The 13632-nt window shown below is 70.9% G+C and carries 15 protein-coding genes; 7 read left to right on the forward strand and 8 right to left on the reverse strand.

Annotated elements, in window-relative coordinates:
- Positions 1-50: 50 nt before the first annotated feature.
- Genes MJ607_RS05100 through MJ607_RS05115 form a run of 4 tightly spaced genes read right to left on the reverse strand, consistent with a single transcriptional unit; the run spans position 51 to position 3242 of the window.
- Positions 51-863: an SAM-dependent methyltransferase gene (locus MJ607_RS05100; protein ID WP_243074440.1), complete on the reverse strand. Its 813-nt coding sequence runs from the start codon at positions 861-863 to the stop codon at positions 51-53.
- Positions 860-1873, reverse strand: a complete 1014-nt coding sequence (locus tag MJ607_RS05105) for a glycosyltransferase family 4 protein (protein WP_243074441.1) — start codon at positions 1871-1873, stop codon at positions 860-862. Before MJ607_RS05105 ends, MJ607_RS05100 begins: the two co-directional genes overlap by 4 nt.
- Positions 1870-2265, reverse strand: a complete 396-nt coding sequence (locus tag MJ607_RS05110; protein ID WP_243074442.1) for a 6-carboxytetrahydropterin synthase — start codon at positions 2263-2265, stop codon at positions 1870-1872. Before MJ607_RS05110 ends, MJ607_RS05105 begins: the two co-directional genes overlap by 4 nt.
- Positions 2262-3242 (reverse strand): zinc-binding alcohol dehydrogenase, encoded by a 981-nt coding sequence (locus tag MJ607_RS05115; protein ID WP_243074443.1) that lies wholly within the window; start codon positions 3240-3242, stop codon positions 2262-2264. The genes MJ607_RS05110 and MJ607_RS05115 overlap by 4 nt, the downstream gene beginning before the upstream one ends.
- Positions 3243-3325: 83 nt before the next feature.
- Here MJ607_RS05115 and MJ607_RS05120 point away from each other — a divergent pair, with 83 nt between their 5' ends.
- Positions 3326-4060, forward strand: coding sequence for a CDP-alcohol phosphatidyltransferase family protein (locus MJ607_RS05120; protein ID WP_243074444.1), 735 nt, complete (start codon positions 3326-3328; stop codon positions 4058-4060).
- Here MJ607_RS05120 and MJ607_RS05125 read toward each other — a convergent pair.
- The 3 genes from MJ607_RS05125 to MJ607_RS05135 all read right to left on the reverse strand — a co-directional run bounded on the left by MJ607_RS05125 (position 4024) and on the right by MJ607_RS05135 (position 6985).
- On the reverse strand, positions 4024-5016 hold the full coding sequence (locus MJ607_RS05125) for an aldo/keto reductase (RefSeq protein ID WP_243074445.1): 993 nt from the start codon (positions 5014-5016) through the stop codon (positions 4024-4026). The two genes, MJ607_RS05120 and MJ607_RS05125, sit on opposite strands and share 37 nt — an antisense overlap.
- A 206-nt stretch (positions 5017-5222) precedes the next feature.
- Positions 5223-6302: a Gfo/Idh/MocA family protein gene (locus tag MJ607_RS05130; protein ID WP_243074446.1), complete on the reverse strand. Its 1080-nt coding sequence runs from the start codon at positions 6300-6302 to the stop codon at positions 5223-5225.
- Positions 6272-6985 (reverse strand): ThuA domain-containing protein, encoded by a 714-nt coding sequence (locus tag MJ607_RS05135; protein ID WP_243074447.1) that lies wholly within the window; start codon positions 6983-6985, stop codon positions 6272-6274. The genes MJ607_RS05130 and MJ607_RS05135 overlap by 31 nt, the downstream gene beginning before the upstream one ends.
- A 74-nt stretch (positions 6986-7059) precedes the next feature.
- Between MJ607_RS05135 and MJ607_RS05140 the strand changes: the two genes are divergently transcribed.
- Positions 7060-8088 (forward strand): LacI family DNA-binding transcriptional regulator, encoded by a 1029-nt coding sequence (locus tag MJ607_RS05140; protein ID WP_243074448.1) that lies wholly within the window; start codon positions 7060-7062, stop codon positions 8086-8088.
- Positions 8085-8213, forward strand: coding sequence for a hypothetical protein (locus tag MJ607_RS19885; RefSeq protein WP_279234299.1), 129 nt, complete (start codon positions 8085-8087; stop codon positions 8211-8213). The genes MJ607_RS05140 and MJ607_RS19885 overlap by 4 nt, the downstream gene beginning before the upstream one ends.
- On the opposite strand, the gene MJ607_RS05145 is transcribed toward MJ607_RS19885, so the two are convergent.
- Complete coding sequence (locus MJ607_RS05145; protein WP_243074449.1) at positions 8210-8758, reverse strand: hypothetical protein; 549 nt, start codon at positions 8756-8758, stop codon at positions 8210-8212. The two genes, MJ607_RS19885 and MJ607_RS05145, sit on opposite strands and share 4 nt — an antisense overlap.
- Before the next feature lie 169 nt (positions 8759-8927).
- Between MJ607_RS05145 and MJ607_RS05150 the strand changes: the two genes are divergently transcribed.
- The 4 genes from MJ607_RS05150 to mmsA all read left to right on the forward strand — a co-directional run bounded on the left by MJ607_RS05150 (position 8928) and on the right by mmsA (position 13628).
- Positions 8928-9950: a LacI family DNA-binding transcriptional regulator gene (locus MJ607_RS05150; RefSeq protein WP_243074450.1), complete on the forward strand. Its 1023-nt coding sequence runs from the start codon at positions 8928-8930 to the stop codon at positions 9948-9950.
- Positions 9951-10035: 85 nt separating this feature from the next.
- A complete protein-coding gene (locus MJ607_RS05155) occupies positions 10036-10818 on the forward strand; it encodes a class II aldolase/adducin family protein (protein WP_243074451.1) in 783 nt (260 codons plus the stop codon).
- A 41-nt stretch (positions 10819-10859) separates the two neighbouring features.
- Positions 10860-12008, forward strand: coding sequence for a multiple monosaccharide ABC transporter substrate-binding protein (gene chvE / locus MJ607_RS05160; RefSeq protein ID WP_374238027.1), 1149 nt, complete (start codon positions 10860-10862; stop codon positions 12006-12008).
- 93 nt (positions 12009-12101) lie between these two features.
- Positions 12102-13628: a multiple monosaccharide ABC transporter ATP-binding protein gene (mmsA, locus tag MJ607_RS05165; RefSeq protein ID WP_243074452.1), complete on the forward strand. Its 1527-nt coding sequence runs from the start codon at positions 12102-12104 to the stop codon at positions 13626-13628.
- Positions 13629-13632 lie beyond the last annotated feature (4 nt).

The raw sequence follows: 13632 nt of genomic DNA on the forward strand, positions 1-13632 counted from the left end.
CTCCGCACGCGTCATCTCCTCCCGTGGAGTGCGCCTCAGACGCGGCACGATCATGGCGGGAACGCCAGGAGGTCGGCGTGGTGGACGGCGACGCGCAGCTCCCCCGCCGCGAGCTGCCGGCGCCGGGTCTGCAGGTATTCGTCAGCCCATTCGCGCAGCGCGGGCCGCTGGTCGACGGCCGCGCCCACCCACGACTCGAGCCACTCGGACGTGAGCGCGCTGTCGGCGCTGCGGAGCTGCCACGACGAGCCCGCGACCCGCGTGATCCAGCCCCGTGAGCGGAAGGACGCGACGGCGACCGCCACGGCGTCGGGACCGAGCGGCGTGCGATCCTCGATCGCGCGGTGCTGGTGGTCGACGAAGGCCGCCTCGAAGACGCGATCCCCCGGGTCGTCGGGGATGAGGCGCACGCGCCCCGTCACCGTGAGGCTCAGGAGCGTCGGCGCGCCCGCGGCGACGCACACGGCGGCGATCGTCTCGACCTCGTCGCGGGTGAGCACGTCGAGCAGCGCAGAGCCGACCACGAGCGAGGCTCCCGCGAGGCTCCCGACATGCAGCCCGTCGATGCGCCCGACGCTCGTCTCGACGCGCACGGGCCTGCCCGCGGCGTCGAATCCGGGAGCGCGGGCCGCCTGACGAAGCAGGTCGTCGTCGGCCTCGTGCAGCACCCAGGTCTGCCGACCGGGCAGCAGCGGCGCGAGCCAGCGCATCATCGAACCCGTCCCGCTGCCGAGGTCGTGCACGACGACGGGCTCGCGGACGAGCCGCGCCGCGGCGAGCGCGAGCCGTCGCGAGCGCGAGCGGGCATCCGCCGCCTCGCGGAGCGTCAGCCAGTCGGCCGCGACGAGCGCGATGTCGGTCATCCTGCCTCCTCGAGGGCCGCGGCGACGCGGGCAGCCGTGTCGCTCCACAGCGGCCGGCGCTCGCGGCCGGACCGTGCGGCGGCGGTGAGCCGCTCGCGCAGCCGCGGATCGGCCATCCAGCGCTCGAGCGCGTCGGCCAGGGCGCGGGCGTCGCCCGGGGGAACGAGCAGGGCGGCGTGGCCCGGTGCGACAGCCTCCGGAATGCCGCCGACGTCACTCGCGACGACCGGGATGCCTCGCCCCAGCGCCCCCGTGACCGCCATCCCGTACGCCTCGACGCGCGAGGGCGCCACGAGCAGGTCGGCGTCGCGGTAGGCGTCGTCGAGCGCCGTGCCCGCGAGCACGCCCGGCATCCGCACCCGCTCCCCGAGCGCTGCGGCGTCGTCCGCGACGCGGTGCGCGAAGGCGGGAATCGTCTCGAGCGATCCCGCGATCGTGCACGTCCAGTCGACGTCCGCGTCGAGGTCGGCGAGCGCCTCGACGAGCACGTCCTGGCCCTTGTGCGGCGCGACGACGCCGAGGCACAGGAGCGCCGTGCCACGCGCCGAGCCGAGGGCGGGGGCTGCGGCATCCGTCCCCGGCGGTGCGACGACGATGCGGTCGGGCTCGACGAGCCCGCGCTCGACGAGTTCGGCCTTCGTCCACGCGCTCGTCGCGACGACGCGGCGCGCGGCGGCGAGCGCCTGGCGCTCGCCCGCGACATCCCGCGGGTCGGCGTCAGGGAACGCGGACGCCACCATGTGCGCGAGGACGACGATGCGCAGCCGCCAGGACTCGGCCTCCACCGCCGCTGCCGAGCGGGCCGCGACGAGCCCGTCGATCAGCACGAGCGCGCCGTCGGCGAGCTGCGAGAGCGGTGCGGCGGCGGCATTCGGCTCCGTCGTCATCGTGCGCATGTCCCAGCCGATCTGGGCGAGCCCATCGCTGACGCGCGCGTCGTAGACGTTGCCTCCGCTCACGCGCTGCGGATCGCCGATGCCCTCCGGCACGACGAACGCGACGGTGTTCACAGGTCGACCTCGCACGTGGCCCACGCGATGTGCGACTCGTGCAGCGTCACGGCGATGCCGGACAGCCGCGCGTCGCCGAGCTCGCCCGCGCGCACCGCCGCGACGAGCCGCTCCGCGATGACGCCGCTCAGGCGCTCGGTCGTCGTGTTGACGCCGCGGAATTCCGGCTCGTCGTCGAGATTGCGGTACGACAGCGGAGACAGGATGCCGCGCAGCACGTCGCTCGCGCGCCCGATGTCGACCACGACGCCGTCGTCGTCGAGGTCCGTCGCGCTGAACGTCGCGTCGACGACGAAGGTCGCGCCGTGCAGCCGCTGGGCGGGACCGAACGTCTCGCCCGTGAAGCTGTGGGCGACCATGATGTGGTCGCGCACCGTGACGGAGTACGTCATTCCGCGTCCCTCCAGTCGATCGTGTGGCACAGGCCCGGCTGCGAGCCGTCGGCGATCGCGGCCATGACCTCGGGCAGCTCACTCCACGACGAGTCGCCCGTGAGGAGTGCCTCGAATCCCGGGTCGCGCAGCAGTTCGAGCGCGAGGGCGAGCCGGTCGCCGTTCGTGCGCGTGCCGCGTCGGCGCGGGGCGACCATGCCGACCTGGCTCGAGCGGATGGTCAGGCGCCGCGAGTGGAACGCGCCGCCCAGCTCGACGCTCACGCGGCGATCGCCGAACCAGCTCGCCTCGACGATCTCGCCCTCGACGGCGGCCGTGCGCAGCGCGAGCGCGAGGCCTTCCTCCGAGCCGCTCGTGTCGATGACGAGGTCCCGGTCGAGCGGCGCGTCCTCGGCGAGCGCGAAAGGCACGTCGAGCTCTTCGCACACCCGCGCCTTCGCCGGATCGACGTCGACGAGGGTCAGATCAAGACCCGGGATGCCGCGCGCGAGCCGCGCGACGGCGCACCCGATGAGCCCCGCACCCGCGACCGTCACGCGGTCGCCGACGAGCGGAGCGGCATCCCACAGCACGTTGATCGCCGTCTCGACGGCCCCCGCGAGGACGGCGCGACGCATCGGCACACCGTCGGGGAGCGGCGTCACGGCCGATGCCGGCACGACGAAGGCGGACTGGTGGGGGAAGAGCGTGAACACCGTGCGACCGATGAACGCGGGCGGGCCCTGCTCGACGATGCCGACGTTGAGGTACCCGTAGCGGACCGGGCCCGGGAAGTCGCCCTCCTGGAACGGCGCGCGCATGCGCTCGCTCTCGGACGCGGGCACTTCGCCGCGGAAGACTGTCGTCTCGGTGCCCCGGCTGATGCCCGTCCACAGCGTGTGCACGAGCACTTCGCCCTCGCCGGGATCGCCGAGCGGCACGACGCGCAGCGCCCCGGAGCCGGGGCGCTCGACCCAGAACGCCGTCGCCTGCCTCATCGTCGCCCGTTCCGCAAGTGAACTTCCCGGCGCACGAGATCCGTGTCATGAGTGATACCCACGACGAGAGAACGGATCGCACGATGGGGAAGGTTCAGCTGGCACCCCTGTGGTCGGTCGCCGCCGGCATGGCGGGGCTGCTCGCCGTCTCGGCTGTCGCGCATCTCTCGCCTCCCGGATGGATCGCAGGTGCCGCCTACCTTCTCGCGTCGAATGCACTCCTTGCGAGGGGGTTGCGCCGCGGCGGATCACCGCACTTCGGATGGGCGAACGCCGCGACGGCGACGCGCTCGACCCTCGTCGGGCTCGTCACGGCGCTCGTCGTGACGTCTTTCGGCTCCCCCGTGCCGGTGCCGCTGCTCATCGCGCTCACGGTCCCCGCGCTCGCGCTCGACGCCGTCGACGGCTGGATCGCACGGCGCACGCACACCACGAGCGCGCTCGGGGCGCGCTTCGACATGGAGGTCGACGCGTGGCTCATCCTCGTGCTGAGCGCCTACGTCGCGCAGGAGCTCGGCTGGTGGGTGCTCACGATCGGCGCGATGCGGTACTCGCTGCTCGTCGCGGAGCGGCTCCTGCCGTGGCTCGCGAACCCCGTTCCGCCGCGATTCTGGCGCAAGGTCGTCGCCGCGTACACCGGGATCGCGCTCGCCGTCACGGCGTCGGAGCTCTTCCCCGAATGGGTCGGTCTCATCGCGACCCTTGTGTCGCTCGCGCTGCTGCTCGAGTCGTTCGGCCGCGACGTCCTCTGGCTCGCCCGCGAGCACCGGGGCGCGGGCGCTCAGAGGTTCGTGCGCGCCTCGAGCTCGTCCGGGTAGCGCCCGCCGACGATCTCGATCCGGTCGACCGCCTCCTGCAGGTCGGTGAGGTCCCGCGCGGAGAGGGCGACGGATGCCGCGCCCACGTTCTCGGCGAGCCGCTCGCGCTTCGTCGTCCCGGGGATGGGCGCGATCGCGGGACGGCGGCTCAGCAGCCACGCGAGGGCGACCTGCGCGGGCGTCGCACCTGCGCGGTCCGCGATCGTGCGGACGACGTCGACGACTGCCGCGTTCGCGGCGCGCGCCTCGTCCCGGAACCGCGGGATGCGCGCTCGCAGGTCGCCGGGCTCGAACGTCGTCGAGGCGTCGATCGTGCCCGTGAGGAACCCCTTGCCGAGCGGGCTGAACGGCACGAGGCCGATGCCCAGCTCGTCGAGCGTCGGGATCGTGTCCTGTTCGAGTCGGCGCCACCACAGGTTGTACTCGCTCTGCAGCGCCGCGACGGGATGCACGGCATGCGCGCGTCGCACGGTCGCGGCGGCGGCCTCCGACATCCCGAAATGCAGCACCTTGCCCTCGGCGACGAGCTCGCCGACCGTGCCCGCGACCTCTTCGATCGGCACCTGCGGGTCGACGCGGTGCTGGTAGTAGAGGTCGATGCGGTCGGTCCGCAGCCGCTGCAGCGAGCCCTCGACGGCCCGGCGGATGTTCGCGGGCGTGCTCGACGGCGTCATCGCGTCGAGCCGGCCGTCCGTGAACGCGAAGCCGAACTTCGTCGCGATCACGACGTCGTCGCGGTATGGCTCGAGCGCTTCGCCGACCACGTCCTCGTTGGCGAACGGTCCGTAGACCTCGGCCGTGTCGAAGAACGTGACGCCGAGGTCGATCGCGTGGCGGATGAGGGCTATCGCGTCGGCGCGGTCGCGGGGCGCCGATCCGTAGGCGCCCGTGAGGCTCATGCAGCCGAATCCGATGGCGCTGACTTCGAGGCCGTCGCCGAGTGTGCGTGTTTCCATGCGACCACTCAACCCGCTCGAGCGGCGCCGCGGCAGGGGCTGGCGTGACTGGTACTGCGAGAACCCCCTTCGCCTGGCGGACCGGGGGCACCGCGGCACGGCCCAGCCACCGGTTCCGGCGACTCGCCACAATCCGCGCCCCCAGGCCACCCTTCCCGGCGACTCGCCAGAGAACGCGAGCCGCCCGGAGCGACCCAGCAGCCGGATCAGGACAGCGGGACGAGCGGCGGACGCTCCACCGTCGTGGTCATCGTCACGCGCGAGCCGAGGCGCGCGGACTCGAGCAGGCCCGTCATTATCTCGAGCACGTGCAGGCCCATCGCCCCCGACGCGCGGGGTTCGACGCCCTCGGGTGTGCGCAGCAGGTCGAGCAGCCCCGTCCCGCGCGCCGCGCCCGCGATGCCGGCCCGCGACGGAACGGCCGCCCAGTCCGACGCCCCGAGTGCGCGCACGAGCACCTCGCCGTCGAAGTGGTTCGGATCGGGCACGATGAGCGACGCCTTCTCGCCGTGCACCTCGATGTTCGGGGCCTTCGTCGCGACGGCGTCGAACGTCGTCGTGATCGTCGAGAGCGCGCCCGACGCGTGCGCGAGAATGCCTGTCACATGCGAGTCGACCTCGACCGACACGACTTCGCCGGCACGCGGCCCCGTCGCGATCGTGCGCTCCGACCGCAGGGCGCTGCCCGCCCCCACGACCCACTCGACGGGCCCCAGCAGCTGCACGAGCGCCGTCACGTAGTACGGCCCCATGTCGAGCAGCGGTCCGCCGCCCGGCTTGTAGTAGAAGTCGGGATTCGGATGCCACCACTCGTGCCCCGCGCCGGCCATGACGGCCGTCGCCGCGAGCGGCCGGCCGATCTCGCCCGCGTCGACGAGCGCGCGCGCCGTCTGGATGCCCGTTCCGAGCACCGTGTCGGGGGCGGTGCCGACGCGCAGTCCCGCGGCCTCCGCCTGCCGGATGATCTCCTCGGCGTCGGCGAACGACGCCGCGAGCGGCTTCTCGCCATAGACCGCCTTGCCCGCCGCGATGGCGGCGAGCGCGATCTCGGCGTGCGCCGCGGGGATCGTCAGGTTGAGCACGATGTCGACGTCGTCGGCCGCGATCAGCTCCGCCACCGTGAGCGCGCGGGCCGACGGCAGCGTCGCCGCGACGGCCTCGGCTCGGGCGTGGTCGAGGTCGGCGACCGCCGTGATGACGGCATCCGGAGCCTGCGAAAGCGTCTCGAGATAGACGCCCGAGATGACCCCGAGACCTACGACGCCGATGCGGTGCGGGCTGCCCACAGCATTCCCCTCTCGATGATGGTGCGGACGTTCGGGTCGTCGAGCACGTCGAGGCTGTGCCCGGGCGTCGAGACGACGATGCGCCCTGCGCCCCACTGCCGCGTCCAGACGACGGGCGAGACGTGCGGACGGTGCCACTGCTGCCACGGCTCCGCGGGGTGCGTCGTGGTCGCGAGCACGTCGTTGAGGTCGTCGTAGAGCACCCAGTACTGCTCGGTGTGCAGCGCGAAGTCCGCGAGGCCCTCCGTGATGGGATGCCGCTTCCCGAGCTCGGTGAGCTGCACTGTGTGGTCGCGGAAGTTCTCCTCACCCTCGAGGCGCGTCTCGCCGGGGGCGACGGAGGGATGCGTAGCGAAGGTGCCGCCCACGAGCTGCAGGTAGTCCGACGAGTTGCGGAACGAGTCGGCGATCCCGCCGTGCCACCCCGTGAGCCCCGTCCCCGCCTCGACGGCGGCGCGCAGGCCCGCGAGCTCGGCGTGCTCGATGCCCGACATCGTGACGCACTGCACGATCAGATCGGTCTCGGCGAGCGCCGCGGCATCGGCGTAGACGGCGGTCGATTCCTCGACGCGCACGTCGAATCCCTGGTCCGTCAGGAAGGGCAGGAATCGCTCGGTCGCCTCGACGGGGTGATGGCCATCCCACCCCCCGCGCACGATCAGGGCTCTGCGTTGAGCTGGCATGACGGCATCCTTTCCGCCCACGACGATGCCAGGCGACGGCATCCGTCCGCGAAATAGTGCGCAAATATATACCCATGGATGCCGCTCCCCGCCGCACGTCGCTGCGCGACGTCGCCGACGCGGCGGGTGTCTCGCCGGGTACGGCGTCGCGCGTCCTCGCGCGCCGTGGCGACTACGCGCCGGCCACGCGCCGGGCCGTGCTCGATGCGGCGGAACGACTCGGCTACGACCGCACCTCGACGCCGCGCGGACGCAAGCCGCACACGGATCCCCGGCTCATCGAGCTCGTGATCGGCGGCGTCGGCAACCCCTGGTCGAACGAAGTGGTGACGGGAGCGCACGAGCGCGCGTTCGAGCTCGGCTATGACGTCGTGCTCACACGCGAGCGCGACGATCCCGCCGACGACTGGCCCGCCCGCATCGCGGAGCGGCGGTCGTCGGGCGTCGTGCTGGCGCTCGTCACGCCGACGCGGCGGCAGCTCGATCTGCTCGCGGGTTTCGCCGTGCCCGCGGTCCTGCTCGATCCGCAGGCCGAGACGGATGTCGCCCTCGCGAGCGTCGGCGCGACCAATCATCAGGGCGGACTCGACGCGGGCCGGCACCTCGTCGCCCAGGGGTACGAGGGATTCGCGTTCGCGACGGGGCGGCTGCGCTACCGGTTCGGCCGCGCCCGCGAGCGCGGGTTCCGCGAAGCCGTCGCGCTCGAGCTCCCGGGGGCGACGGTCGACCTCGTCGACGCCGAGTGGTCGGGTGTCTCGCGTGCGGCGGTCGAGAGGCTGCTCGCGCTCTCGGACGGGCGCCGGCTCGGCATCTTCGCCTTCAACGACGACCTCGCGGCGATCCTGGCGGCGGCGCTGCGCGACGCCGGCCGCCGCATCCCTGAGGATGTCGGCATCGTGGGGTTCGACGACAACCCCCGGCTGCGGACCGCGGCGCTCACGACAGTGCGCCAGCCCATCGCCGCGATGGCGGCCCGTGCCGTCGAGCTCGTGGACGCGCTGCGCCGCGGAGACCCGGTGCCCCACCGCCACGTCGAGCTGCCGACCGAGCTCATCGTCCGCCGTACGACGGGAGCGCCGGGGCCGCGTACCCTGGAACGATGAGCGACCCGGGCGACGGCAAGAAGAGCGGCATCACGCCGACCCGCATCGGGATCTGGGTCGTGGTGGGCGCGATCGGCCTCTACATGATCGTGTCGGGCCTCCTCGGGGTGCTGAACGGCGGTTAGTCCGCCGCGTCGTCCGGGCGTCTGGGTGCGGGCTGGGGGGCGACATCGGTCACCGCCAGCAGGAAGCCCGCGATCTCGAGCGCCGTCCCTTCGAGGACAGGACCTCTGCCGAACTCCCAGTCGGCGTCCGTCGCCTTGAGCGCGTGCCCTTGGATGACGGCCCGCCGCTCGAGCGACGCCGACGTCGCGCCGTAGAGCGCGACGATCCCGAGCGTCATCGGGTCGATCCTCGGCTCGGCGCCGAGTTCGCGCGCGAGCAGCAGCAGCGCGCGGACGGCGCGTGCGAGCGCCTTCGTGGAACGCTTCCGGCCGGTGGCGATCGTCGCCGCAGCCGCGTAGAGGTTCACGGAATCGTCGATCGCACCGAGATCGGAGAGTCCCGCCGCGCGGACGAAGGATGCGGCATCCGTCGATTCCGCTGCGTCCAGCAGTCGCGCGGCCTCTGCGACGACCGCGGCAAGCGGACGCCGGCGGTCGGACGTCACAGCGTCCTCGTCGGCCTTGGGCCGGTTGCTCAGCGGAAGGAACCGCGCGAAGTCGGGCACGAGGCCAGCATAGGCGCGACGCTCAATGTGACAGAGGACGCATGCGAGAGCCCCCTGATCCTCCTAGCATGTGACTGTCACATCGTAGATTCGCGCCTTTGCGCCTTGACCGCGGGAAATCCGCCGGGTTTGATGTGACCGTACACATGCCTCGGGGGAGATGGAGAAGATGAGCGACGACGCGACGGGGCGCCGACCGCCGAGCATTCGGGATGTCGCGCGCCTGGCCGACGTGTCGCACCAGACCGTCTCGCGCGTTCTCAACCATCACCCGAGCATCCGCCCCGAGACCCGGGACCGCGTACTCGAGGCGATGGAGACGCTCAACTACCGGCCGAACCGCGCGGCGCGCGCGCTCGTGACGAGCAGGTCACAGACGATCGGCATCCTCGCGTCCGGGAGCACGATGTACGGCCCGGCGTCGAGCATCGCCTCGATCGAGGCCGCCGCCCGAGCGCGGGGCTACTGGGTCAGCACGGCGAACATCGACGCGTCCGATCCGCAGTCGATCATCGACGGGCTCTCGCACCTCATGGCGCAGTCGGTCGAGGGCCTCGTCGTCATCGCGCCACAGGTGCGCGTCGTCCGGGCCCTCGCGCAGCATCGGCTCGACATCCCGTACGTGACGCTGCAGTCGACGGACCTCGATCCCGACCACACGCTCTCTGTCGACCAGATCGCGGGCGCGCGTCTCGCGACAAAACACCTGATCAGCCTGGGACACCGGTCGATCTATCACATCGCGGGGCCCCAGGACTGGATCGAGGCGGAAGCCCGCATGCGAGGCTTCCTCGAGGAGATGGGCGCCAACGACGTCCCCGTCACGCCGCCCATCCTCGGCGACTGGAGCGCGAACTTCGGCTACTACGCGGGCCGCGAGCTGCTGCGTGTGCGGGACTTCACGGCGATCTTCGCGGCGAACGACCAGATGGCCCTCGGGCTCATGCACGCGATCCGCGACGAGCGGCTCGACGTGCCCCGCGACATCAGCATCGTGGGATTCGACGACATCCCCGAGGCGGCGCACTTCTGGCCGCCGCTCACGACGGTGCGTCAGGACTTCATCGAACTCGGCCGTCGCGCCGTCGAGCTGCTGCTCGGTCCGCTCGACGACGCGGGCAGCGTCATGACGACCACGATCACGCCCGAGCTTGTCGTGCGGGCGTCGGCCGGCCCCGCGCAGCCGATCTGACGAGTCGTTATCAACCCGAGACATCCTCGGATTGACACACCCCGCACCCGCCGGGCATAGTCGCTCTTGCCATGTGAACGGTCACATGGTTCGTCACATCGATCAGACCGACAAGGAAGTGCGTCTCGTGACCCGGACCGACGATGCCACCACGCGCGAGCAGTACGTGCGCGGCGTCAAGACCGAAGTCGCGATCGCCCGCGTCCGCGCCGAGGTCGCGGCGCTGAGCACCGAGCTCGTGCAGGCCGGTCTCGCAGGCTGGGGCGGCGGAGACTTGTCGGTCCGCGTACCCGGCGCCGACCTGTTCGTCATCAAGCCGCCGGCCGGCGACCACGACGACCTCGCCCCCGAGAACGCCATCGTGTGCGATCTCGACGGCGACGCGCTCACTGGCACCCCCGGCAGCGAGCGGCTCCCGGGCGCCGACGTCGCGGTGCACTCCCGCCTCTACCGCGACCGTCCCGCCGTGCGCGGCATCGTGCGCAGCCAGTCGCCGTACGTGCTCGCGCATGTCGCCGCGGGCGAGGGCATCCCGTGCCTCGTCGCCGCGATGGCGGAGCGCTTCGGGAGCGGCATCCCGATCGTGACGCCGCCGCTCGACGACTCCGCCGCCGTCGCGGACGCGGTCGTCGAAGCCCTCTCGTCCGGCCCCGCGCCGGCTGTCCTCGTCGCCGGCGACGGCGCGTACGTCACGGGCGATTCGGCCCGCGAAGCCGTGGCATCGGCCGGGCTCGTCGAGGAGATGGCGCGCGTCGCGCTCCTCGTCCGCACGACCGGGGCCGCGGCATCCCTCCCCCACGAGACCGTGGACCGGCTGCACGCCGCGTTCCGCGAACGCACGACCAAGACCACCGACGACCGCCGGTAGCCCGAACCGGGCGCGGTCACCCCCATCGACACCTGACGACGATGTCGAACGAAAGGAAAAACACAGTGAAGGCGAACAAGTTCCTCCTCGCGGCTGTTGCTGCCGGAGCACTCATGCTCACCGCCTGCTCGGGCGGCGGCACGGGAGACTCGGGCGACAGCGGCTCGGGCGACGGCGGCCTCATCGGCGTTGCGATGCCGACGAAGTCCTCCGAGCGCTGGATCGCGGACGGCGACGCCGTCAAGGCCGCTCTCGAAGCCGAGGGATACTCCGTCGACCTGCAGTACGCAGAGGACGACATCCCCACGCAGGTCTCGCAGATCGAGAACATGATCACGAAGGGCGCCGAGGCGCTCATCGTCGCGTCGATCGACGGCACCACGCTCTCCGAGGTCCTCCAGACCGCGGCGGACGCGGACATCCCCGTCATCGCGTACGACCGCCTCATCAAGGGCACCGAGAACGTCGACTACTACGCGACGTTCGACAACTTCCTCGTCGGCCAGCAGCAGGCGTGGACGGTCCTCAACGGCCTGGGCCTCACCGACCTCGAGGGCAACCCGACCGACGGCGCCCCCGAGGGCCCGTTCAACATCGAGCTGTTCGCGGGTTCGCTCGACGACAACAACGCGTTCTTCTTCTTCAACGGCGCCATGGACGTCCTCGAGCCCTACATCGAGGACGGCACGCTCGTCGTGAAGTCGGGCCAGACCGACATCGAGCAGGCCGCAACGCTGCGCTGGGACGGCGAGACCGCCCAGAGCCGCATGGAGGACCTCCTCACGGCGAACTACTCCGACGGCACGCAGGTCAACGCGGTGCTCTCGCCCTACGACGGCATCTCGCGCGGCATCATCTCGGCCCTCACCGACGCCGGCTACACGGTCGGCGACGAGTGGCCGATCATCTCGGGCCAGGACGCCGAGGTCGACTCGGTCAAGGCGATCCTCTCGGGCGAGCAGTACGCCACGATCTTCAAGGACACGCGTGAGCTCGCGAAGGTCGCCGCCGGCATGGCCGTCGCGCTCCTGAACGGCGAGGAGCCCGAGGTCAACGACACTGAGACGTACGACAACGACGTCAAGGTCGTTCCGTCCTACCTCCTGGCGCCCGTCCCGGTCATCAAGGACAACGTCGAGTCGGCTCTCGTCGACACCGGCTACTGGACCAAGGAAGACCTCGGCCTCTAAGCCGAGCCTTCCGAGACGGTGGCGGGGCTCCCCCGCCACCGTCTCACCCCCCGTTACGCTCCCCTTGTCAGTCCCCACGAGGAAGTCGGCGAAATGACCGAAACCATTCTCGAGATGCGCGGCATCACGAAGACCTTCCCCGGCGTGAAGGCCCTCTCGAACGTCAACTTCGAGGTTCAGCGCGGTGAGATCCATGCGATCTGCGGCGAGAACGGCGCCGGCAAATCCACACTCATGAAAGTGCTGTCGGGCGTCTACCCGCACGGCACCTACGACGGCCAGATCGTCTACGTCGGCGAAGAGGTCGAGTTCAAGAACCTCAACGACAGCGAAGCCAAGGGCATCGTCATCATCCATCAGGAGCTGGCGCTCAGCCCGTACCTGTCGATCGCCGAGAACATCTTCCTCAACAACGAGCGCAAGACCGGCGGCCTCATCGACTGGAACAAGACCAACTTCGAGGCGGGTGCGCTGCTCAAGCGCGTCGGCCTGAAGGAGAACCCGACGACGAAGGCCAACCAGATCGGCGTCGGCAAGCAGCAGCTCGTCGAGATCGCCAAGGCCCTGTCGAAGGAGGTCAAGCTCCTGATCCTCGACGAGCCGACGGCCGCGCTCAACGACGAGGACTCCGATCACCTGCTCGACCTGATCCTCAGCCTGCGCGAGCAGGGCATCACGTCGATCATCATCAGTCACAAGCTGAACGAGATCAAAAAGGTCGCCGACACCGTCACGGTCATCCGCGACGGCAAGACGATCGAGACGATCGCGAAGACCGATGTGACCGAGGACCGCATCATCAAGGACATGGTGGGGCGCGACCTCGAGCACCGCTATCCCGACCACGAGCCGCACATCGGCGAGGAGCTGCTGCGCGTCGAGGAATGGACGGCGCACCACCCCGCCGACGCCTCGCGCGTCATGGTCGACAACGTCTCGATCAACGTCCGCGCGGGCGAGATCGTCGGCATCGCCGGTCTCATGGGCGCGGGTCGCACCGAGTTCGCCATGAGCCTCTTCGGCCACAGCTACGGCTCGCGCATCTCGGGCAAGGTCTTCATGCGCGGCAAGGAGATCAAGACCCGCACCGTCGCGGAGGCCATCGAGAACGGCCTCGCGTACGCGACGGAGGACCGCAAGACCTACGGCCTCAACCTCATCGAGGACATCAAGCGCAACATCTCGATGTCGTCGCTCAACAAGCTCACCAAGGGCGGGCTCGTCGACGACAACGAGGAGTACAAGGTCGCCGACGAGTTCCGCAGGAGCATGAACATCAAGGCGCCGAGCGTCCTGGCCAAGACCGGCAAGCTCTCGGGCGGCAACCAGCAGAAGGTCGTCCTGTCGAAGTGGATCTACTCCGACCCCGACGTCCTGATCCTCGACGAGCCGACGCGCGGCATCGACGTCGGCGCGAAGTACGAGATCTACACGATCATCAACAAGCTCGCGGCATCCGGGAAGGGGATCATCGTGATCTCGTCCGAGCTCCCCGAGCTGCTGGGCATCTCGGACCGCGTCTACGCCCTCTCGGAGGGACGCATCACGGGCGAACTGCCCATCGACCAGGCCACGCCCGAGGCCGTCCTCAAGCTCATGACCATGGAGAAGCCGCGCTGACCCG

This window comes from Microbacterium sp. SS28 (assembly GCF_022761035.1).
Taxonomy (GTDB): Bacteria; Actinomycetota; Actinomycetes; order Actinomycetales; family Microbacteriaceae; genus Microbacterium.

Coding starts and splice junctions, on each gene's coding strand:
- MJ607_RS05100 (WP_243074440.1), bottom strand. CDS start 863: ATGACCGACATCGCGCTCGTCGCGGCCGACTGGCTGACGCTCCGCGAG.
- MJ607_RS05110 (WP_243074442.1), bottom strand. CDS start 2,265: ATGACGTACTCCGTCACGGTGCGCGACCACATCATGGTCGCCCACAGC.
- MJ607_RS05115 (WP_243074443.1), bottom strand. CDS start 3,242: ATGAGGCAGGCGACGGCGTTCTGGGTCGAGCGCCCCGGCTCCGGGGCG.
- MJ607_RS05120 (WP_243074444.1), top strand. CDS start 3,326: ATGGGGAAGGTTCAGCTGGCACCCCTGTGGTCGGTCGCCGCCGGCATG.
- MJ607_RS05125 (WP_243074445.1), bottom strand. CDS start 5,016: ATGGAAACACGCACACTCGGCGACGGCCTCGAAGTCAGCGCCATCGGA.
- MJ607_RS05135 (WP_243074447.1), bottom strand. CDS start 6,985: ATGCCAGCTCAACGCAGAGCCCTGATCGTGCGCGGGGGGTGGGATGGC.
- MJ607_RS05140 (WP_243074448.1), top strand. CDS start 7,060: ATGGATGCCGCTCCCCGCCGCACGTCGCTGCGCGACGTCGCCGACGCG.
- MJ607_RS19885 (WP_279234299.1), top strand. CDS start 8,085: ATGAGCGACCCGGGCGACGGCAAGAAGAGCGGCATCACGCCGACCCGC.
- MJ607_RS05150 (WP_243074450.1), top strand. CDS start 8,928: ATGAGCGACGACGCGACGGGGCGCCGACCGCCGAGCATTCGGGATGTC.
- MJ607_RS05155 (WP_243074451.1), top strand. CDS start 10,036: ATGGTTCGTCACATCGATCAGACCGACAAGGAAGTGCGTCTCGTGACC.
- chvE (WP_374238027.1), top strand. CDS start 10,860: ATGTCGAACGAAAGGAAAAACACAGTGAAGGCGAACAAGTTCCTCCTC.
- mmsA (WP_243074452.1), top strand. CDS start 12,102: ATGACCGAAACCATTCTCGAGATGCGCGGCATCACGAAGACCTTCCCC.